Source organism: Rhodococcus coprophilus NBRC 100603, assembly GCF_001895045.1.
GTDB classification, from domain to species: domain Bacteria; phylum Actinomycetota; class Actinomycetes; order Mycobacteriales; family Mycobacteriaceae; genus Rhodococcus; species Rhodococcus coprophilus.
On sequence record NZ_BDAM01000010.1, the window covers coordinates 326003 to 346071 of the forward strand.

Here is a 20069-nt window from a genome sequence, read left to right on the forward strand (position 1 = left end):
GACCTCATTTGCGCCATCTACATACCGGCGTCGGTTACGGTGAATGACGTGGCGCAGCCGCAGCAAGACCTCTCTGGCCCCGACGCCGCACCGCGCCGGGGCCGTTTCCTGTGGGTCAAGTGGCTGATCGCCGCGGCTCTCGTCGCCTTGCTCACGGTGGAGGCCATCTACTTGTGGCCGACGATGAGCGACTCGTGGAAAGCCCTCACCGGAATCCATTGGGGCTGGTTCGCGGCCTGTCTGGCGGCCCAGATGATGTCGCTGAGCGGTTTCGCGGGCGTCCAGCAACGACTGTTGCATGCGGGCGGTGTGCGGGTGGGTCATTTCCGCTCGGCGTCGGTGATCTACGGGAGCACCGCCATGGCGGTGACCCTGCCGGCCGGGCCGGTGTTCTCGACCGCTTTTACCTACAAGCAGACCCGCAAATGGGGCGCGACCCCGGTCGTCGCCTCGTGGCAACTCGCGGTGTCCGGAGTCATCGCGGCGGTCACCCTGGCATCCGTGGGCGTCGCGGGCGCTTTCGCGGTGGGTACGCGCATCAGCCCCGTGACGCTCGTACTGTCGCTCGCCGGCTTGATCGTGCTGTTCTACGGGCTCCGGTACGTAGCCCGCAATCCGTCGTCGATCGAAGCCGCGGGCACGCGGGTACTCGCTCGCCTCAACAGGTTCGCCGGGAAGCCCGAGGACACCGGTTTCAGCATGTTCGAGCGGGTGCTCGCTCAGCTCGAAGCCGTCGAACTCGCACGGCGCGATGCGGTCGCAGCGGTGGCGTGGTCGGCCGTGCACCGCGTTTTCGACGTCGCCTGTCTCGGCTTCGCATGCTGGGCGGTCGGAGGTTCGCCGTCGGTCGCCGGGTTGTGCATCGCATTCGCCGCCGCCAAGGCCGTGGGCAGCGTTCCGCTGGCGCCCGGAGGCCTGGGGTTCGTCGACGGAACCCTCATCGCGACGCTCACGGCGGCGGGCCTGACCGCGCCGCAATCGCTGGCTGCGGTGTTCGTGTACCGCGTGGTGAGCTTCGGGTTCGTGGCGCTCGCCGGCTGGGGCACGATCGCAGCCCTGTACCGCGGGAGCAGTGCGGACGAGGACATCGACGCCGCGGCGGAACGCGAGGAGCAAGATCGCACTGCCGTCGCGCGCCGTCGCAAGCCGGTGGCACCCCCGGGCGATGCTGTGCCGACACCGGATGCCGCTGTGCCTACACCGGACGCTGCTGTGCCGACACCGGACGCTGCCAGGCCGGCACCGGCTGCTCCGGGCCCGACACCGGACGCTCCTCGGGCTACCCCCGACCATTCGGTTGCCACCCCGGACAATTTCGAGCGCCGTCCGGACAACGCCGAATCCGTGTGATACCGATCACCGACTAGTTGCGTACGCAACCAAATCGTGCCATCGTTGTCGCATCAAGTTGAAAGTTCAATGATGCGAGGAGATTGCACATGACCACCGCCACCACCACCTTCCCCGGACTGACCGCAGGCACCTGGGTGCTCGATCCCGTCCACTCCAACGTCGGCTTCACCGTCCGTCACCTCATGGTGAGCAAGGTCCGCGGCAGCTTCGAAGACTTCTCCGGCGCGATCACCATCGCCGAAGACGGCACCGCATCGGTCCGCGCCGACATCCAGGTCGCTTCCATCACCACGAAGAACGCCGACCGTGACGCGCACATCCGGTCGGCCGACTTCTTCGACGCCGAGCAGTTCCCGGTCGCATCGTTCGTCTCCACCGGCATCCGCCCGGACGGCGACGACTACATCGTCGACGGTGAGTTCACCCTCCGCGGCGTCACCAAGCCGGTCGAGCTGCGCCTCGAGTTCAACGGTGTGAACGCCGGTATGGGCAACGGCCCGGTCGCCGGATTCGATGCCACGACCGTCCTCAACCGCAAGGACTTCGGCATCACCATCGACATGCCGCTCGAGGGTGGCGGCGCCGTCGTCGGCGACAAGATCACCATCCACCTCGAGATCGAAGCCGGCCTGCAGGCCTGATCGACCGAGTCTTCACGGGCGTTCCTCCTCGCGGAGGGACGCCCGTCGGCGTCTGCGGAGCCCGTTCGCGCCGGCGCTACCCTGAAAGCCGTGAAGAAGTACGCTCCCGCGCTGGTCGTCGACGTGGTCCTCATCGTCGTGTTCGCTGCCCTCGGCCGATCCAGCCACGAAGAAGTCCTCGATCTCGTCGGTCTGGCAGGCACAGCATGGCCCTTCCTAGGTGGTCTGACCGTCGGCTGGTTCCTGGTCGTGTGGCTCTACCGCGACAAGTTCGACGCGTTCGCCGCCGCACCAACCGGACTTCTCGTCTGGGTGTCCACCCTCGTCGGCGGCATGCTGCTCCGTGCCGCTACCGGTCAGGGCACCGCGACGGCATTCATCCTGGTCGCGACTGCATTCCTGGGAGTGACCCTGATCGGCTGGCGCGTCCTCGCCCGAGTGATGCGACGGTCCGAGACCCGGACGCGGTGAGCACAACCACTCGAGATTTTTTCGAGATCGATTGGCTCGAGATTGTTCTGCAGTGAAACATTGGATATATGACAGACACCGCTGCTTCAGTGCCGGAGTCGCGATCCGATACCAGGTTTTTCGGCCAGCCGTTGGCGCTGGCGAACCTGTTCGGCGTCGAGATGTGGGAGAGATTCTCCTTCTACGGCATGCAGGGCATCCTCATCTACTACCTGTACTACTCGGTCGACCAAGGCGGGCTGGGGATCAGCAACGCCGCCGCGACCTCGATCGTCGGCGCCTACGGCGGCACCGTGTATCTGTCGACGATCCTAGGGGGATGGATCGCCGACAGACTTCTCGGTTCCGAACGGACGCTGTTCTACAGCGCGTTCCTCATCATGTTCGGCCACATCGCGCTGGCGATTCTCCCCGGCTTCCTCGGGGTCGGCGCGGGCCTCGTGCTGATTGCCGTGGGCAGCGGCGGCCTCAAAGCCACCGCCACCTCCATCGTCGGCGACCTGTACGACGAGAAGGACGAGCGCCGCGACGCCGGTTTCTCCATCTTCTACATGGGCATCAATATCGGCGCCCTCGTCGGTCCGCTGCTCACCGGCTTCCTTCAGACCCGCTACGGATTCCACTGGGGATTCGGCCTCGCCGCAGTCGGCATGGCCCTCGGGTTGCTGCAGTACACGATCTACCGCAAGCATCTCGGTGACATCGGCAAGGTTGCCCCGAACCCGTTGCCGGCGGAACGCCGGACCCGCATCGCCGGGATCGCCGTCGCTGCGATCGTCCTGATCGTCATCCTTGCCTCCACCGGCATCATCTCCGCCGGCCGGTTGTCCGACATCGTCGTAACCCTGACCGTCATCGCGGCGATCAGCTACTTCGTCATCATCCTGTCGAGCAAGAACATCACCTCGGTCGAGCGGAGCCGGGTGGTGTCCTTCATCCCGATGTTCGTGGCGAGTGCCGTGTTCTGGTCGCTTTTCCAGCAGCAGTTCACGATGGTCGCGGTGTATGCCGATACCCGACTCAACCGCGACCTGTTCGGCTGGGAGTTCCCGCCCTCGTGGGTGCAGTCCATCAACCCGGTGTTCATCATCGCGTTCGCAGGCGTCTTCGCGGCCTTGTGGACCAAGCTCGGCTCGCGCCAGCCGTCGTCTCCGATCAAGTTCGCAGCCGGCACGATCATCATGGGCATCGCCTTCCTGTGCTTCATCCCGATGGCGGGCGGCGGCGCCAACAGCGCTCCCCTGCTCGGCCTGGTCGGCATCCTGCTGCTCTTCACCTTCGCCGAGTTGCTTCTGTCGCCGGTCGGCCTGTCACTGACGACGAAACTCGCGCCGAAGAGCTTCCACACGCAGATGGTCGCGTTGTTCTACCTGTCGGTCGCGCTCGGCAGTTCTATGGCCGGGACACTCGCCGGGTTCTACGACCAGAACAACGAAGTGCCCTACTACCTGTGGATCGGCGGTGCCTCGATCGCGGTCGGCGTGGCCCTCGCAGTGGGTTCGCCGTGGATCCGGAAGCTGATGCACGGAGTGACCTGACGACCTCCGGACGGTCTCGCCGCGACCCGGCCTTCTCGCCTCACGCGAAGGCGAGCCACGCGGCGAGACCGAATCCGGCGGTTGCGACTCCGACTCGGAGCACCGTCGGCGGAATCCGGGCAACCAACGGCGGTCCGCACCACCCGCCGGCGAACGCCCCGATCGCCATGGCTAGGGCGGCGGGCCAGTGCACCGGACCGAACACGGCGAAGCCGATCGCCGCGACGAGGTTCGCGATGCCGAGCAGATAGCTCTTGAGGATGCTCGCGCGCCAGATGCTCTCGGACGTGCAAACCAACGTCACCGCAAGGATCATGACGCCGGCACCCGCACCGAAGTAGCCGCCGTACACGGCGACCAGGAACAACGCGGCCGCAAACGTGCGCGGCAGGTCCCGGCCGTGCGCCAGCGCGCGGATACGGGGTTGCAGCAGCAGTGCGAGCGACGCGAGCGCCACCAGATACGGCACGACGGCCTCGAACGACCCGGCCGGCGCGACGAGCAGCACCCATGCCCCGAGCGCGCCGCCCACCGCCGCATATGCCGTCCACCGCCACACGCGCGGCCCGGTGTCTACGACCTCGCGCGCGGAATTGCTGAGCGCGCCCACTCCGACACCGACCATCGCGACGGTGTTCGTTACGTTCGCGGCGACCGGCGGCAGACCTGCAGCGAGCAGCGCCGGATACGACACGAGCGACGCCAGCCCGGTGACGAACCCGACCACCCCGGCGAAGAATCCCGCCACCACGAGCAGCAGCAGGTCCAGGACACTCACGAGGGCTGAACCTACCGCTTGCCCGGTGAGGTCGCGCATCCGGACGATCGACTGACTGACGACACCCGGCTAGGAAATGCGGACGGCGTCAGAATGCGTCGTAGGGTTGCGCGAGCTTGCTCAGGAACGTATCTGCGACCTTGATCGCCCGGTCTCCCCCGTCGGCGTCGGCGACGAATACCGCGAAGGCGATGTCGCCGCTGTATCCGTAGAACCACCGGTCGTCGCCGCTCGCCGCGGCGACGCCCGACAATCCGCCGTGCCTGCGGAGGAAGGACGCGGGGCCCTTCTGGACGTTGTCGGCCATCATGCCGCGCATTGCGTCGACGACGTGGGGCGGAAGCGCGTCGACCGGATCGTTGATCGTCGCGGGCTGGCCCTGCACGATCGACGGTGCGACCGCCTCGCCGCGTGCCACGGATGCCGCGAGGATTGCCGCGCCCATAGGACTGATGAGCGCGTCGTCGTTGTCGGAGCCTGCGAACTGCACCACGCCGGACCGGGTGTTCCCGATCTGGCCGGTCTGGAAGTCGAAGCCGGGCACGGTGACGTCGAGGCCGAGACCGAGTCTGCGTCCCGTCTCCGCGAGGTCCTCCGAGCTCACATCGCTGCTGTCGATTCCCTTGTCGAGTCCCGCGGCGAGCCGCACCGGATCGAGGGTGCCGCCCGCCGAATACATCCCGTGGGTCGCGACCGGTCCGAGTTCCATCGCCCAGTTGTTCACGTCCGCAGCAAGAACTCCACCCGTTGAAGGCTGAATCGCGACCAGCGCGGTGGGGGTTCCCGTCGTGACCACTGCTTCCTTCGCGGCGAGTTGCACCTGCGAGTCCACCATGGCATTGAGGTCCGGCGGTGGCGGTCCCTGGAAGCCCGCGACCTGAATCGGCCCATCCTCGGGATCTTCGAGGGTGACCGCCCATCCCGCGGTGCGATCCCGCTCGAGTTGCCACGCCGAGCGCAGCGAATCGAGCAGCGGGGTGGAGATCCGCCGGTCGGCGCTGATCAGAGTGGGGGTCTGGATCACCTCGACACCAGGAATCGACGCCATGTCGCTTTCGAGGAACTGGTAGTCCTGGTCGCGCAGTTTGACCGCGGTGATCCGGTTACCGGGGTCGCTTGCGAGCCGCTCCTGCATCAGTTGCGCGGTGATGACGGGCGCCACCGGGGCGAGCACTTCGGCCAGCCGGGCCGTGGTCGCGCCCGGGTCGGGCATCGCCGCAGGATCGAGCACGACGGCGTTGATCGTCTGCTCCTCCATGAGCAGGCGGCCGTTCCGGTCGAAGATCTTCGGCGGGGCGGCGTCGGTGCGAACGTGGTGGACGGTTCGTCCACCACCGAGGTCGGGCACGATGATGTCCGGGTCCCAGGAGACCCTCCACCCCACGCCCAGTTTCCTCACCGCGCCGTCGACCTGGTAGCTCCAGTCCTTGCCTTCGCCGAAGTTCCATGCGGCCGAGAGGGTGAAATACCCGGATTCGCTGTTCAGTTCGACGAATTGCGAGACTTCGTAATCCACGGTTCCGTCGGACAATCCGTCGAACATCTGCCCGATGGCGCCTTCGGCTGCGCTCGGATACGACGTGACGGCGGCGGCAGCGGACGGGTCGCGGTTGTCGAGGGCGGCGACGAAGTCGTCGACGAGGCCGCGTGCGTCGGTCCGTGAACCGTTGACGACGAAGGCAGTTATCGCCACCGTGACAGCCATTACGACAACAGCCGTGAGGGCGAGCACTTGCGTACGCCCCCTGCGCCGCCACTCACCGAATCCCATGCCTACCAACCTTCACTTCGGCCACAGGAGGAACAAGCACGGCTCGTCTACGAACGAATCACAATTACGCCACACGTCCGATCTACCCCCTCAACCACCTGCCGGCGGCCTCGACTGCGGGAGCCGAACCGTTCGCCCCTGCCACGAACACTGCGAAGGCCAGATTATCTCGTGAGCCGATGAACCATCCGTGCGCCCCGTCGTTTAAACCGTACTCTGCGGTCCCGGTCTTTCCCGTCAGATCGGGGATGTCCTGCAACAAACTGGCTGTACCTTCGGTTACGGTCTCCCGCATCATCGTTCGCAACGCATCGGTGACCGCGCGAGGTGCGGGATCCACCTGTTCGTCGACGGTCGTCTCGCGCCCGTCCACGAGTACCGGAAGGGGCGCGCTGCCGTTCGCGACGGCCGCCGCGACGAGTGCCATTCCGAACGGCGTCGCAGTGACTTCTCCCTGTCCGATCGCGGATTCGACGCGCGCCGTAGGTGTATTCGTTTCCGGTACCGATCCGGTGACGGTCACAAGTCCGGGCGTGATGTAGTCGGCACCGAGCCCGAATTGGAGCGCCGCGTCTCGCAGCGCGGTCGAGGACAGGTCCATCGCGAGCTGTCCCATCGTGGTGTTGCACGAGAACGCGAACGCAGTATGCAGCGGCACCGCGCCGAGGTCGAAGCTCTCGTCGTTGGGAATGGTGCGGTCGCCGATCGTCGCGACGCCCGGACACGGCAGTACCGTATCCGGATCCGCGAGCCCCGCCTGGAGTGCGGCGGATGTGGTGACGGCCTTGAAGGTGGAGCCCGGCGGGTACAGACCGGTCAGCGCGATCGGCCCCTCGCTGTCGGCGGCGGCGTTCTGCGCGACCGCCCGGACGGCCCCCGTCGAGGGTTCGATACCGACGATCACGGCTGGGGTGTCGAGCGACGCAAGGGCCGTTTCCGCGCGGGTCTGCAGGTCCAGGTCGATCGTGGTGGTCAGGTCGGGTGCGACCGGCCCTGCCTCGCCGGCGAGTTGCTCCGCGGTGCCGTCCGATTCGACCCGCTGCACGACCCATCCTGCGGACCGGGCCTGCCCTTCTTCCCACAACTCGACCAGACCGGACCACACCGGTGACGCGAGCGCCCGGTCGGCGACCAGCAACCGGCTCTGCGGTACGAGCGCCACGCCGGGCAGGGCGGTGAGCTGCTGTTCGATCGGCGCCAGGTCTTCCTCGCGCAACGCGATCGCGGTCAGCGACTGGCCCGGTGCTTTCGCGCGGTCGGCGGCGAGCGACTCGGCGGTGATCGTCGGAGCCACGGGCGCGAGCAACGGCGCAACCGCGGCCGGGTCGGCGCTCGCGTCGAGGTCGACGAGGGTGACGACCTGCTCGCTGAACAAGGTGCCGCCCGAGCGATCGTAGACGGTCGGTGGGGTGCCGGCCGTCGTCAGGGCACGCAGCGACGCTCCGTCGGTGAGTGCGGGGGACAGCACCGCCGGGTCCCAGCGCACCCGCCACGAATCGGCCTCTTCGACGGCCGATCCCGTCGTGCGGTACGCCCAGTCGCGTCCCTCCCCGAAGTTCCAGGACACGTCCAGGTCGAAGGTGTCGCCGTCACCTGTGCCCGCGACAGCGACGGCGGGATCGTCGCCGAGACCGTCGAACAATCCTGTGATCGCGGTGGCCGCGGATTGTGGGTCGGTGGTGAGGGCGGCGGCCGCCTGGACGTCGCCCGCGTCGAGCGCGGAGGCGAACTCCGCGGCGACGGTCTCCGGTTGATCCGGTCCCGATCCGCACCCGGTCGCTGCCAGTACGAGAGCCAGCGCGACACCTGCAGGAACCCACTGCCGTCGAATACGCACGCAGTCGATCATGCCCGTATCTACGATCGCGTGCCGGGCAGTACACGCCGCCGAAGGCGTCACGTGCTGGTGAGGATATTCGGTTGCACGACCCTTTCCGGCCTCCTACCTTGGTATTCGGCCCTGTCACCGACCGATCGGAGAACTGCATTGCTCCAGTAGTGGTTTTCGACCACGCGGGTACCACCGCGATCGATCCCACCTGTCAGGAGCACTCATGTCTTCGCCCTCGGGCATCACCCTTTCCGGTATCAGGTACGAACACCCCGACGGAACCCGTGTCTTCGACCAGCTCGACGCGACGTTCACCCTCGGCCGCACCGGTCTGGTGGGACGCAACGGGAGTGGGAAGAGCACTCTTCTCCATCTCGTCGCCGGGCATCTCCGTCCGCGCAGCGGATCGGTGACCGTGCGCGGCCGGGTCGCCTTTCTCCGGCAGGATGTGACCCTGGACCCGGCGGTGACCGTCGCGGAGGTCCTCGGTCTGGCTCAGGTCCGAAGAGCTTTGCGGCGCATCGAATCCGGTGTCGGCGACGCTACGGACTTCGGTGCCGTAGGCGACCGATGGAACATCGAGGAACGAGCTCTCGCATTGGTTCACCGCCTCGGCCTGGGACGAATTGTCCACGACGACAGCGACTTCGACCGAACCGTCGGCAACCTTTCGGGCGGCGAGACAATGCTGCTCGCCCTCACCGCGCGGTTGCTCGACGAGCCGGACGTACTGCTTCTCGACGAGCCGACCAACAACCTGGACGCCGACGGGCGGTCCCGGCTGCAGGAGGCTCTGGATCGATTCCCCGGCACCGTCGTCGTGGCCGGGCACGACCGCGACCTTCTCGACCGGATGGACGGGATCGCGGAAATGCGCGACGGGCACCTCCGGTTGTTCGGTTGCGGTTACAGCGAATACGAGCAGATCATCGCTGCCGAGCAGGAATCCGCCCGTGCCGCACTGCGCGATGCACGCAACGACGTTCGACGGCAGAGCCTGGATCTCGCGGCGGCGGAGTCGACGATTGCGCAACGACAGCGGTACGGCCGCAGGATGTTCGAGCAGAAACGCGAACCGAAGATCGTCATGGGTGCGCGCAAACGACAGGCTCAGGAATCGGCGGGCCGGTACCGCCGTGAACACGAGACGAATCTCGCCTCCGCGCGAGCGCAACTCGCACACGCTCAGGACGCCGTACGCGACGACCGGGAGATTCGAGTCGACCTTCCGGAAACCACCGTGCACCCCGGCACTCGCGTGGCGGAAGGGCCACTCGAGATCGTCGGGCCGGAGCGTATCGCTCTCGGTGGCGCCAACGGATCCGGCAAGACGACACTGCTCGACGCCATCGTGGAGGCGGGCCCCCTTGTGCCGTTCGCGCTCCTCGCCCAGCGACTCGACATCTTCGACGACGCGCTGTCGGTGGTGGAGAACGCGGAACGGCGGGCTCCCCACCTGCCGCCACAGGAGATCAGGGCGCGACTGGCACGTTTCCTCTTCCGCGGTAGCGACGGCGACGTGCCGGTCGGCGCACTGTCCGGTGGCGAGCGTCTGCGGGCAGCGCTCGCGATCGCTCTCGCCGCTGATCCACCGCCGCGACTGCTGTTGCTCGACGAGCCCACCAACAATCTGGACCTGCCCAGCCTCGAGCATCTGACCCAGGCGTTGCGCGGGTTCGCGGGAGCCCTCGTCGTCGTCTCCCACGACAAACGATTTCTCGACGACATCGGTACCACCCGGTCGGTCACACTGGGCACATGAGTATCACGACCAACCCCGCCGACGGCACCCGGATCTCGTATTCGATCGCGGATCCCGACCGGACAGAAGCACCCGACGTGATGCTCGTGCACGGGAGCGCGTTGTCGTCTGCCGTGTGGCGTGGTTTCGGCTATGTGCGTGCGCTGCGCGACCGGTATCGGCTGATCCTGCCCGACCTGCGCGGGCACGGTCGCAGCGACACCCCGCACGACCCGGACGCCTACGGGATCGACCGCATCGTCGGTGATCTACTGGCCGTGCTCGACGCCGCGGATGTCGAGCGCGTGCACTACGTCGGATACTCGTTCGGCGCGCGGGCGGGACTGGCGCTGGCTGTCGCCGCTCCCGAGCGTGTCGCGAGTCTTGTCCTGCTCGGCGGCAGCGCGCGACCGCAACGCGGGGCGATGGACGCGATGTTCTTCTCAGGCTGCATCGAAGTTCTCGAACGCGACGGCATGGAGGGTTTCCTCCGCGACTGGGAACAGAACCGAGCCGAACCGGTGGACGAGGCGACGCGGGCGGCCTTCCTCGCGAACGATCCCCTCGCGTTGGCCGCGTATTTCCGGCGCTCGGATCGAGAACCGGGCATCGACGACGACACCCTCGCAAGACTCGAGGTGCCGACGCTGGCGGTCGCCGGGTCGGAGGACCACATGCGGGTGGACGACACCCGCGCCATGGCCCGCACGATTCCCGGCGCCCGCCTCGCCGTACTGCGCGGATTCGATCACGCGACGACCGTGGCGGCGTCGCCCGAGGTCCTCTCCGTGATCGAACCGTTCCTCGCTGCCCGCACAGCCCCGTGACGGGTCGCGTGCTCAGCCCACCGTTGCCGGACGGCGGGCAGCCACCGCCTCCGCAATCAGCGCTTTGACCACCCGTTTCATCACTTCGACGGCGTCGGGCACCGGAAGACGCAGCACGTCGCGCAACGAGACCCACATCGGCCACGTCGTGCTGATCGCGATCGAACTCTCGATCTGGCAGCGCACTTCACTTCCCACGCCCTCGAGTTCCCGCGCGAACAGCACTCGCGCTTCGAACGCCGCACGCTCGAAGTAGCGCAGACGATTGTGCTGCAGTTCCCGCGAAAACGGCGCCCGGACCTCCGACGATCGGGCGAACGGTGCGATGAACTCGAGCAGTTCGGCCCGCTGGCGGCAATACGCATCGATCCGCTCGGAGAGCGGCAACGATGGATCCACGGGCTCGTATGCATCGTCCTGGCGGCGTAAGAGTTCTGCGCCGGTCGCCTCGAACAACTTCTCGAGGTCTCCGAAATGACCCCACAGCGACCGCAACGACACACCTGCTCGCGCCGCGATCTCCGCCCCTGTGGGTTTGAGTTCACCGGCACGGATCAACGCAATATGGGCATCGATCACGGCCTGCCTGGTGCGTTCGGCACGCGCCGACCGCCCGTCGACATGGCTCGGTGGCCGGACTCCGGTTTCGATATCGTACGCGTACATCGCTCCCCCGATTTCCGCTCGATAACTATGTACCGGCCACTCCCCTCGTCGGTGGCCGGATTGTTGTATCGCCGAGAATAGACGACACGCCGGGCGAAAATAAGGACGCCCGACGTGTCTGGGTCGAAACCAGCGAAATTACCTAGCCAGCAATCCCTTCGCGATGTGGGTCACCTGGATCTCGTTGCTGCCCGCGTAGATCATCAGCGACTTCGCGTCCCGCGCGAGTTGTTCGACGCGATATTCGGCCATGTATCCGTTTCCGCCGAACAACTGCACCGCCTCCATCGCGACGTCGGTCGCGGCTCGCGACGAGTAGAGCTTCATCGCGGAGGCCTCGGACAAGCTCACCGGCTTGCCGGCCTGCGCGCGCTCGATGGCGCTGAACACCATGTTCCGCACGTTGACCCGCGCGATCTCCATCTCCGCGAGCTTGAGCTGGATGAGCTGGAACCGGCCGATTTCACTGCCCCACAGCTTGCGGGAGTGGGAGTACTCGACGCACAGCTCGAGACACCGTTCGATGATTCCCAGCGACAGGTATGCGATACCGATCCGCTCTGCCGCGAACGACTCCTTGGCGCTGTCCTTGCCGTCGCTCTTGCCGCTTTCTTCCGTTTCGCCGAGGAGACGGTCGCGGGTGATGCGGACGTTGTCGAAGAACAACTCGCCGGTGGGCGACGAATTCATACCCATTTTCTTGAAGGGCGGGCTCTGGGTGAGCCCTTCCATCCCCTTGTCGAGCACGAACACCAGCACCTTGCGATCACGGCGGTCGACGGAGGCGTCGCCCTCGTCGAGTTTCGCGTAGACGATGATGACGTCCGCGTACGGGCCGTTGGTGATGAACGTCTTCTGCCCGTTGAGGATGTAGTCCTCCCCGTCCCGACGGACGGTGGTCTTCATCCCGCCGAAGGCGTCGGAGCCCGAATCCGGTTCGGTGATCGCCCAGGCACCGACCTTTTCGAAGGTCACGAGTTCGGGCAGCCACCGCTTCTTCTGCGCGAGCGTGCCGCGACTGCGGATCGTCCCGGCGGTCAGTCCCAGGCTCACGCCGAGGGACGCCACGAGGCCGAGGCTGATACCCGCGATCTCGATGTTGAGCAACGCGGCCATCCCGGGAGAACCGCCCATGCCGCCCGATCCGGAAGACTTCTCGCCGGCTTCCTCCTTGGCGAGGGCGCGTTCGAGCGATTCCCGCGCCATCTCGTCGATGCCGAATGCCGAATACAACTTGCGAATGATGTCGTATGGAGGCAGCTCACCCGACTCGAGCCTGTCGACATGCGGACGGATTTCCTTCTCGATGAATCCGCGCAATGCATCGCGGAACATGAGGTCTGTATCTGACCACTCGTACATCCCCGAAATATAGAACACGTTCCGGTTTCTGTATACGCTGCGCGTCGGCTGCGGCCACACCGAAACCGCCCGGACGGCGAGCATCCAGGGTTACTGTTTCGTCCCGAACACGCTGCCCAGGAGGTCTCGAAGTGGATGTCGTGGCGCTTCACATGAGCGACGGATTGATCGATCCGCGCGCCTCCACGTTGTTCTACGTGGTGGCAGCGATCGGCCTGTGCCTCGCGGCATGGTGCGCGCGCAGCGATCTCCGCCTGCACACGGTGCCCGTCGCGGCTCTGGTGACGGCACTGATCTTCGCGCTGCACACCGTCGCGGTGCCGATTCTGCCCGGCGTCAGCGGGCACGTGGTCGGCGCGGCGATCGCCGCCATTCTTCTCGGCCCGTTCGTCGGCGCGCTGAGTGTGGCGATCGTGCTCACCGTGCAGTCGTTCGTCTTCGCGGACGGTGGACTGTCCGCGCTCGGCGCCAATGTCACCAACATGGCGCTCGCGGCCGTCGCCGCCGGGTTCCTCGTCGCGGTGGCTTTGCGCGTCCTCCTCGAGCGTCGCCACTCCTCGTCCACACTCGTGTGTGTACTGGTCTGCGCCGCCGCGGGATTCGTGTCCGTGTTCGCGGCGACGGCCGGGTTCATCGTCGAATACGCGCTCGGCGGTGCCACCGTCACACCCCTGGAGAACGTGGCGTATCTCTTTGCGGTGCACATCCCGGTCGCTCTCGTCGACGGGATCGTGACTGCACTCGTGGTGGGTGCCGTCGCCCGACTGCACCCCGCTTCGGTATTCCTGTTCGGGGAACCGGACGTACCGGACCGGACTGCGCGGCGGTCGCGGAGCTTGTTGCTCACCGGACTGGCATTCGCGGCACTGGTGACCGCGGGGATCGTCTCACCGCTCGGTGCGTCCGGACCCGATGCACTGGAAGCGGCAACCCTGCGCGGATGCTCGGCGGGCCCCGATTCCGATACCGGCGAGTGCATGGCACGCCGGGTCGAAGAACACCGCTTCGCCGGAAGCGCGCTGGCCGGGTACACGGTGGGCGACAGGCCCGGATCGGACGGTGCAGCGGCAGTGATCGGGACTCTCGGCACCTTCGTCGTCGCCGGGATCTGCTTCCGATTGCTCGCGCCGCGGGAACGCAAGCGCACCACGGTGACTGCGGCGTGAACGCCCCGGCAGTGCCCTACCCGGATTTCGGGGTGAGCACGAACACCGGCAACGTCCGGTCGGTCCGCTGGGCGTACAAGTCGTAGTTCGGCCACGTCTTCACCAGCACGGACCACAACCGGGCCCGCTCGTCGCCCTCCGCTATCCGCACGGACACCTGCGTCTGCTCACCCTCGTACAGCACCGACGCCTCGTCGGCCTCGCTCAGGTTCAGCGCCCACGCCGGCGGCTTGGGATGACCCCAGTTCGATCCGACGACGAGCCAGCCACCGTCGTGGGGCACGCACAGCAGCGGGGTGGTCCGCGGCTCACCGGACTTCCGTCCGCGCACCGTGAGCGCGAGCGACGGCAGTCCACCGATCTTGAGCAGTGTGAACTTCCCCCGCGTGAGACGTTGAATGGTTTTGTCCACCGCGATGATCGGGCGCGAATACTTCGGGAGCCATGGCAACCGCCCGATGCGGATCGCGAGCGGACGGAAGGGATTCACAGCGCTACCCTTCCCAGGTTGCAAGCACGGTGCGGGCGGCGGTGACGACGGCCAGCGGCTGATCGATCATGGGATGGTGGCCCGCCGCAGGCAGTTCCACCATCAGAGCGTCCGGGCCGAGGTGCCGGCGGATCCGCGCGGCGAGCGTGTCGTCGACGATGCCGTGCTCGCTCCGGAAGTACGCCAGGCGGCATCGCGGCGTCATACTTTCGAGGCTGCCGCGTCCCTCGCGGCCCATCCGGAGATTGTCGAACTTCCACGACCACCCGCCCTCGACCTGCTTCAAGGATCCCCGCGCGATGCGGTCGAGGACGTAGGGCTCCGCCGTGTCCTGCGGTGGGACGAGACGGAATCGTGCCACCGCTGCGTCGACCGACGGATACACCTTCGGCGGACCGGCATTCGCGGCGATCTTGGCCCGCATCTCGAGTTCCTCGGGAGTCAGGTCGCGAATCGGGGAATCGAGCACGATCGCGCCCCCCAACCGGTCGCCGTGCAGGTGAGCCGTCGCGAACGAGACGATCCCGCCCATGCTGTGCCCGAGCAGGACCGGTCGCCCGGTTATCCCCCCTGCTGCCGCAGCGGCAAGCACCTCTGCAGACCACGCCTCCAGAGAGTAATGCTCCCGGTGCATGCTGTCCCCGTGTCCGCTGAGGTCGAGCGCGACCACCCGGCGGCCCTGGGCCAGTTGCGGTCCGATGTGATCCCACCAGCCGGAGTGCGCCATCCCGCCGTGGACGAGAACTACACCCGGGTTCCCCGTGTCGCCCCACGCACGGTAGGCGATGGTCGCCCCCTGGACCTCGACGGTGCCTTTGTCGACGGGTGTCGCAAGGGCGTCGACGAACCAACCGGGAGCAGTCTCGTTATCGCTCATGATCCGAACCTATGCGAGATGTGACCCCGGTGAGCATTCGGGCCAGCATTTCGATTCTCGGATCCTCCAGTTCGGGCTGGGGGTGAACGATCGACGACACCGCCTCGCCGTCGAACATGTGCACGAGCGAGAACAGGACGAGGTCGAACTGCGTGGGCGGCAATCGGTCTGCGACCGGCAACGACCTGCCGAACTCGGCGATCTGCGCGTGATATCGGGCAGCCATGGGCGCGAGGTGATCCCGGAGCGCCGGATCCGTACGTGCCGCGCCGAGAAGTTCGTACCAGGCCGCATTCATCGGCGCCCGGCACGCCTTCCGCAACAGCAGCAGGCACGTCCGCACGACCCGGACGGTGGCATCGGCACCGGTGCGCTCCTCCAGACCTCCGAGCACCTCGAGTCCTGCCCGGAAGTTCACGAACTGGCGTTCGCTCACTTCCTCGGCCGCCGCGACCATCAGATCGAGCCGAGTGGGGAAGTGCCGGAAGACGCCTCCCGACGACACTCCCGAGCGCCGGCACACCTCACCGATGGTCGTGGCGGTGTAGCCGCGTTCGGCGAGTGAGGCGATCGTCGCGTCGAGAATCCGGCCGATCGTTTCCTCGCGCCGCTCCTTCTGGGTGCGCCGGGGTGAGCGCTCGCCGTGCAGAACGGGCACCCCTACCCCACCGATGCCTCCATCGTCCGCGCCGGCGCGGGTCCACGTTCCTCCACACCTGCCCGCAGGAAGCGGCCGGTCCCGACGGTGCGCCCGTATCCGGGTACGAACTGCCCGTCACGGAAGACGACCCGGCCCGCCACCGCGGTCGCGGTGACCGCCCTGTCGTTGCGGTTCACCATTCTCCGCAGGCCACCGAATTCCTCCAGCGGCGCTTCGTGATAGCGGTCCGTGTCCTCGTCGAGGCCGGCCGGGTCGATGACGACGAAGTCGGCGCGGTCACCGATCCGCAGATGCCCCGCATCGATACCGTAGAAATCCGCGAGTTCGCCGGTGAGCTTGTGGACTGCGGTGTGCAAGGGCAACACCGGCTTTCCGCGCTGCTCGCCCTCATGGATTCGCCGTAGCAGGCAGATACCGAAGTTGTAGAACGCCATGTTCCTCAGGTGTGCGCCGGCATCGGAGAACCCGAGGGTGATGCCGTCGGTCCGGATGAGCCGGTCGGCGACCTTGGGTCGATCGTTGGCAATAACGGTGTGCCACCGGAAGTCCCGTCCGTATTCCACCACCAGATCGAGGAAGGTGTCGACGGGGTGCAGCTTGCGCTGCCGGGCGACGTCGCCGATCGACCGGCCGACGAGCGACTCGTCCGGGCACTCCACGATGCGGGTGTCGTCGAAGTCGCGGTGCCAGACGCGCGGCGAGAACTTCTTCTCGAAGTCGCGGCGGAACCACCTGCGATACGCCTCGTCGCGCAGCAGGTCGTTGCGGCCCATCTCCTCCTGCAGGTGCAGCGCCGCCCGGCCCGAGCCGAACTCCTCGAACACCACGAGGTCGATGCCGTCGGAGTAGACCTCGAATGTCGTCGGCAGGTGCTGCCACCGGAACGCACCCTTGCCGATCCTGTTGGCGGCATAAGCGATCGGCCCGAAGATCCGGTTCACCCACCGTTCGGCTTTGGTGTCCGCCGCTGCGAGGACGGACGTCTTCATCGGCTTCCTGCCGAGTCCGGTACTCGCCGCGGCGAAGAACGCTACGTCGTACTTGGTGTTGAGGTTGGGGACGGCCTGCAGGACGCGCCCACGCCGGCGCAGGATCTTGTGCAACCGCCGGAACTCGGACCACGAAGCGTGGGTCGACGGCAGGGTGCGGGAGCGGTAACGGTCGCCGTCCATCTTGTCCCACGGATTCGTCATCGTGGAGACGCCGAGGAACCCTGCATCGAGTGCTTCCGACACCCGCGCGTCGATCGCGGCGAGTTCGTCACGGGTCGGCCGATTGGCTCCGTCCGTCGAGCGACCGAGGCCCATCACCGAAGCACGAACATCCGAATGTCCCACGAAGGCCGTGATATTGGGGCCGAGAGGCAGGGCATTGAGCGTCTCGATGTACTCGCGTGGGGAGTTCCACGTCTTGGAGCGTTCGAGGGCGGTGAGCACGTGCTCGCGCGGCAGGGCTTCGACCCGGCTGAACAGGTCCGCGGCGTCGACCGGCGGGACGTAGACCGTCGAGATCGAGCAGTTGCCCATCAGCACGGTGGTGACACCGTGTCGTACCGATTCGGGCAGACCTGGTCCGACGAGCACCTCCGCGTCGTAGTGCGTGTGCGTGTCGACGAAACCGGGCATGACCCATCGGCCCTCGGCTTCGACGACTTCGGTGCCGGGGCCGACCGGCAGTTCGTCGGAGGTCACGACCGCGACAACTCCGTCCCGGATGCCCAGGTTACGGACGACACCGGGCGACCCCGTGCCGTCGAACCACAGACCGCCGCGCACGACGACATCGAAATCCTCGTTCTTGTGATCCACACCACTCATGGGGCGAGTGTAACCCCAATTAGAGGTCATGCACTCTCCAAATTCCGATTTGTTTCCGAACGCCCTGCCCACCCCCGATAGGCTGCGGAAATGACCTCGTTTCCCGAGCTCGATGCGACCCCCGTGCTCGTCGTAGACACCGACGTCCTCGACCGCAACCTCACCCGCATGGCCGAGTCTGCCGCAGCGCGCGGGCTCGCCCTGCGACCCCACGTGAAGACCCACAAATGCGTCGAGATCGCACGTCGCCAACTCGACGCCGGCGCCCGGGGACTGACGGTCGCGACGGTGTCCGAGGCCGAGGTGTTCGCCGACGCCGGTGCCGACGACCTGTTCGTGGCGTATCCGCTGTGGGTGGACGCGGCCCGCGGTGCGCGACTTCGCGCACTCGCCGGCCGGGTCCGGCTCACCGTCGGCATCGAGTCCGCCGCCGGCGCCCGGGCCCTCGCCACACATGCCGGGACAGGCGCGGGCGTGCTCGTCGAGATCGACAGCGGACATCACCGCACCGGGGTTCCGCCCGAGCGGGCAGGCGACGTGGCGACAGCCGCCCGCGACGCCGGTCTCGATGTGGTCGGCATCTTCACCTTTCCCGGTCACTCGTACGGGCCGGGTGTGCCTCCGCGAGTCGCCGCCGAGGAGTCGGCCGCGCTCACTGCGGCGGCCGCGTCGTTGCGCGCCGCCGGTACCGAGCCCTCGGTGATCAGCGGCGGCTCCTCACCCACCGCGCTGATCGAGGTCCGGACGGACGCAACCGAACTGCGGCCGGGGGTGTACGTGTTCGGCGACGCCCAGCAACTCGAACTCGGAGCAATCACCGAGCGCGACATCGCTCTCTCGGCGTTGGCCACCGTGGTGTCGGCACGCGACGACGTGCTCGTCCTCGATGCGGGGAGCAAGATTCTCGGCGCCGACCGCGCACCGTGGGCAACCGGATACGGCCGTATCCTCGGCATACCCGATGCGCGGATCGTCGCGCTGTCCGAACATCACGCCACCGTCCGGTGGCCCACAGAAAGTCCCCGCCCCGGGCTCGGCGACCGGGTTCGGGTGGTGCCGAACCACGCGTGCAACGCGGTGAACCTCGTCGACGAGTTGGTGGCTGTCTCCGGCGACGTGGTGGTCGGGAAGTGGGCGGTCGCGGCACGGGGCTGCAATACCTGATCCGGGTGCCTGCCCCGATAGGCTCCGTGGATGCCACCACTGAACCCTGACCTCGCCGGACGGGTCTTTCCGCCGACGTCGTATCTCGTCGGACGCGAGAAGATACGCGAGTTCGCTCATGCCGTGCGATCGAAGAATCCGATCCACCACGACGTGGATGCCGCGCGCGCCGCGGGGTTCGCCGACGTCGTCGCCCCGACCACCTTCACCACCGTGGTCCAGAGCCCCGCGGTCGTCCAACTGCTGGAGACGCCCGGCACCGGCCTCGAATTGCACCGGACCGTCCACGGCTCGGAGAAGATCGAGTACCACCGCCCGATCGTCGCCGGCGACGATCTGACCACGACACTGATCATCACCGACGTCACCGAACGCGCCGGCAGTGCCATCCTGTCCACTGTCTGCGAGATCCGGGACACCGGCGGCGATCCGGTCGCCACCGTCACATCGACACTGCTGCACCGAGGGGACGACGCATGACTCGGAGCACGCCACCGCGATTCGACGACCTCGAACTGGGAGCGATCGTCGCCAAATCCGACGTGAAGGTCACTCGCACCGACCTCGTGCGCTACGCAGGCGCGTCAGGGGACTTCAATCCCATCCACTTCGACGACGCGGTCGCAGCCCGCGAGGGTCTGCCCGGTGTGCTCTGCCACGGAATGCTCACGGCGGCACTCGGATTGCAGGTGGTCTCCGACTGGGTCGGAGACCCGACCTCGGTGGTCTCGTACGAAGCCCGGTTCACGCGGCCCGTCGTCGTCGATCCCGTGGACGGAGCCGACCTGTCGATTTCGGCCAAGGTCGCCCGACTCGACGAGGCGGAGCGGACGGCACGAGTGGACATCACCGTCTCCACCGGAGGCCGGACCGTCCTCGGGAAGACCCAGGTCCACATCAGATTCTCGTCCTGAC

Annotated in this window: 18 protein-coding genes and 1 pseudogene; 10 read left to right on the forward strand and 9 right to left on the reverse strand. The window is 67.0% G+C overall.

Annotation, left to right across the window (positions count from 1 at the left end):
• Nucleotides 1-48 precede the first annotated feature (48 nt).
• The 4 genes and pseudogenes from RDCOP1_RS18005 to RDCOP1_RS18020 all read left to right on the forward strand — a co-directional run.
• A pseudogene (locus tag RDCOP1_RS18005) lies at nucleotides 49-1176 on the forward strand (lysylphosphatidylglycerol synthase transmembrane domain-containing protein); the annotation flags it as partial.
• A gap of 263 nt (nucleotides 1177-1439) precedes the next feature.
• Nucleotides 1440-1994: a YceI family protein gene (locus RDCOP1_RS18010; protein ID WP_072703462.1), complete on the forward strand. Its 555-nt coding sequence runs from the start codon at nucleotides 1440-1442 to the stop codon at nucleotides 1992-1994.
• A gap of 90 nt (nucleotides 1995-2084) precedes the next feature.
• The gene (locus RDCOP1_RS18015; RefSeq protein WP_072703464.1) at nucleotides 2085-2465 is read left to right on the forward strand and encodes a DUF3054 domain-containing protein; all 381 of its coding nucleotides are present in this window, start codon (nucleotides 2085-2087) and stop codon (nucleotides 2463-2465) included.
• 68 nt (nucleotides 2466-2533) lie between these two features.
• Complete coding sequence (locus tag RDCOP1_RS18020; protein ID WP_072703466.1) at nucleotides 2534-4003, forward strand: peptide MFS transporter; 1470 nt, start codon at nucleotides 2534-2536, stop codon at nucleotides 4001-4003.
• Between the two features lie 40 nt (nucleotides 4004-4043).
• Here the strand turns inward: RDCOP1_RS18020 and RDCOP1_RS18025 are convergent, their stop codons facing one another.
• The 3 genes from RDCOP1_RS18025 to RDCOP1_RS18035 all read right to left on the reverse strand — a co-directional run bounded on the left by RDCOP1_RS18025 (nucleotide 4044) and on the right by RDCOP1_RS18035 (nucleotide 8401).
• Nucleotides 4044-4781 (reverse strand): sulfite exporter TauE/SafE family protein, encoded by a 738-nt coding sequence (locus RDCOP1_RS18025; RefSeq protein ID WP_072703856.1) that lies wholly within the window; start codon nucleotides 4779-4781, stop codon nucleotides 4044-4046.
• 88 nt (nucleotides 4782-4869) lie between these two features.
• Entirely contained in the window at nucleotides 4870-6552 is a 1683-nt protein-coding gene (locus RDCOP1_RS18030) for an NTF2-like N-terminal transpeptidase domain-containing protein (RefSeq protein WP_072703468.1), read from the reverse strand.
• An 82-nt stretch (nucleotides 6553-6634) separates the two neighbouring features.
• The gene (locus RDCOP1_RS18035) at nucleotides 6635-8401 is read right to left on the reverse strand and encodes a penicillin-binding transpeptidase domain-containing protein (RefSeq protein ID WP_072703469.1); all 1767 of its coding nucleotides are present in this window, start codon (nucleotides 8399-8401) and stop codon (nucleotides 6635-6637) included.
• Between the two features lie 205 nt (nucleotides 8402-8606).
• Between RDCOP1_RS18035 and RDCOP1_RS18040 the strand changes: the two genes are divergently transcribed.
• Both RDCOP1_RS18040 and RDCOP1_RS18045 read left to right on the forward strand, forming a co-directional pair.
• The gene (locus RDCOP1_RS18040; RefSeq protein ID WP_072703471.1) at nucleotides 8607-10145 is read left to right on the forward strand and encodes an ABC-F family ATP-binding cassette domain-containing protein; all 1539 of its coding nucleotides are present in this window, start codon (nucleotides 8607-8609) and stop codon (nucleotides 10143-10145) included.
• A complete protein-coding gene (locus tag RDCOP1_RS18045; protein WP_072703473.1) occupies nucleotides 10142-10951 on the forward strand; it encodes an alpha/beta fold hydrolase in 810 nt (269 codons plus the stop codon). Before RDCOP1_RS18040 ends, RDCOP1_RS18045 begins: the two co-directional genes overlap by 4 nt.
• 12 nt (nucleotides 10952-10963) lie before the next feature.
• Here the strand turns inward: RDCOP1_RS18045 and RDCOP1_RS18050 are convergent, their stop codons facing one another.
• Together RDCOP1_RS18050 and RDCOP1_RS18055 are read right to left on the reverse strand one after the other, a co-directional pair.
• The gene (locus RDCOP1_RS18050) at nucleotides 10964-11617 is read right to left on the reverse strand and encodes a TetR/AcrR family transcriptional regulator (RefSeq protein ID WP_072703475.1); all 654 of its coding nucleotides are present in this window, start codon (nucleotides 11615-11617) and stop codon (nucleotides 10964-10966) included.
• A 138-nt stretch (nucleotides 11618-11755) separates the two neighbouring features.
• Nucleotides 11756-12979: an acyl-CoA dehydrogenase family protein gene (locus RDCOP1_RS18055; protein ID WP_072703858.1), complete on the reverse strand. Its 1224-nt coding sequence runs from the start codon at nucleotides 12977-12979 to the stop codon at nucleotides 11756-11758.
• 152 nt (nucleotides 12980-13131) lie between these two features.
• Between RDCOP1_RS18055 and RDCOP1_RS21960 the strand changes: the two genes are divergently transcribed.
• A complete protein-coding gene (locus RDCOP1_RS21960; protein WP_072703477.1) occupies nucleotides 13132-14145 on the forward strand; it encodes an energy-coupling factor ABC transporter permease in 1014 nt (337 codons plus the stop codon).
• Between the two features lie 16 nt (nucleotides 14146-14161).
• Here RDCOP1_RS21960 and RDCOP1_RS18065 read toward each other — a convergent pair whose 3' ends face one another.
• From RDCOP1_RS18065 to RDCOP1_RS18080, 4 genes are read right to left on the reverse strand one after another with little or no spacing between them, the layout of a single operon-like run.
• Nucleotides 14162-14635 carry a nitroreductase family deazaflavin-dependent oxidoreductase gene (locus tag RDCOP1_RS18065; RefSeq protein ID WP_072703480.1) on the reverse strand — a complete coding sequence of 158 codons (474 nt, stop codon included), beginning with the start codon at nucleotides 14633-14635 and terminating at the stop codon, nucleotides 14162-14164.
• A 4-nt stretch (nucleotides 14636-14639) separates the two neighbouring features.
• Nucleotides 14640-15512, reverse strand: a complete 873-nt coding sequence (locus RDCOP1_RS18070; RefSeq protein WP_072703483.1) for an alpha/beta fold hydrolase — start codon at nucleotides 15510-15512, stop codon at nucleotides 14640-14642.
• Nucleotides 15502-16170 carry a TetR/AcrR family transcriptional regulator gene (locus tag RDCOP1_RS18075; protein WP_371836833.1) on the reverse strand — a complete coding sequence of 223 codons (669 nt, stop codon included), beginning with the start codon at nucleotides 16168-16170 and terminating at the stop codon, nucleotides 15502-15504. Before RDCOP1_RS18075 ends, RDCOP1_RS18070 begins: the two co-directional genes overlap by 11 nt.
• A gap of 2 nt (nucleotides 16171-16172) precedes the next feature.
• Entirely contained in the window at nucleotides 16173-17990 is a 1818-nt protein-coding gene (locus tag RDCOP1_RS18080) for an N-acyl-D-amino-acid deacylase family protein (RefSeq protein ID WP_072703486.1), read from the reverse strand.
• A 90-nt stretch (nucleotides 17991-18080) separates the two neighbouring features.
• On the opposite strand from RDCOP1_RS18080, the gene RDCOP1_RS18085 reads away from it, so the two are divergent.
• The 3 genes from RDCOP1_RS18085 to RDCOP1_RS18095 are packed head-to-tail and all read left to right on the forward strand — an operon-like array spanning nucleotide 18081 to nucleotide 20068.
• Nucleotides 18081-19154: an alanine racemase gene (locus tag RDCOP1_RS18085; protein WP_072703489.1), complete on the forward strand. Its 1074-nt coding sequence runs from the start codon at nucleotides 18081-18083 to the stop codon at nucleotides 19152-19154.
• 30 nt (nucleotides 19155-19184) lie between these two features.
• A complete protein-coding gene (locus RDCOP1_RS18090; protein ID WP_072703492.1) occupies nucleotides 19185-19634 on the forward strand; it encodes an FAS1-like dehydratase domain-containing protein in 450 nt (149 codons plus the stop codon).
• Nucleotides 19631-20068 (forward strand): MaoC/PaaZ C-terminal domain-containing protein, encoded by a 438-nt coding sequence (locus RDCOP1_RS18095; RefSeq protein ID WP_072703495.1) that lies wholly within the window; start codon nucleotides 19631-19633, stop codon nucleotides 20066-20068. The genes RDCOP1_RS18090 and RDCOP1_RS18095 overlap by 4 nt, the downstream gene beginning before the upstream one ends.
• The last annotated feature ends 1 nt before the right edge of the window (nucleotide 20069 follow it).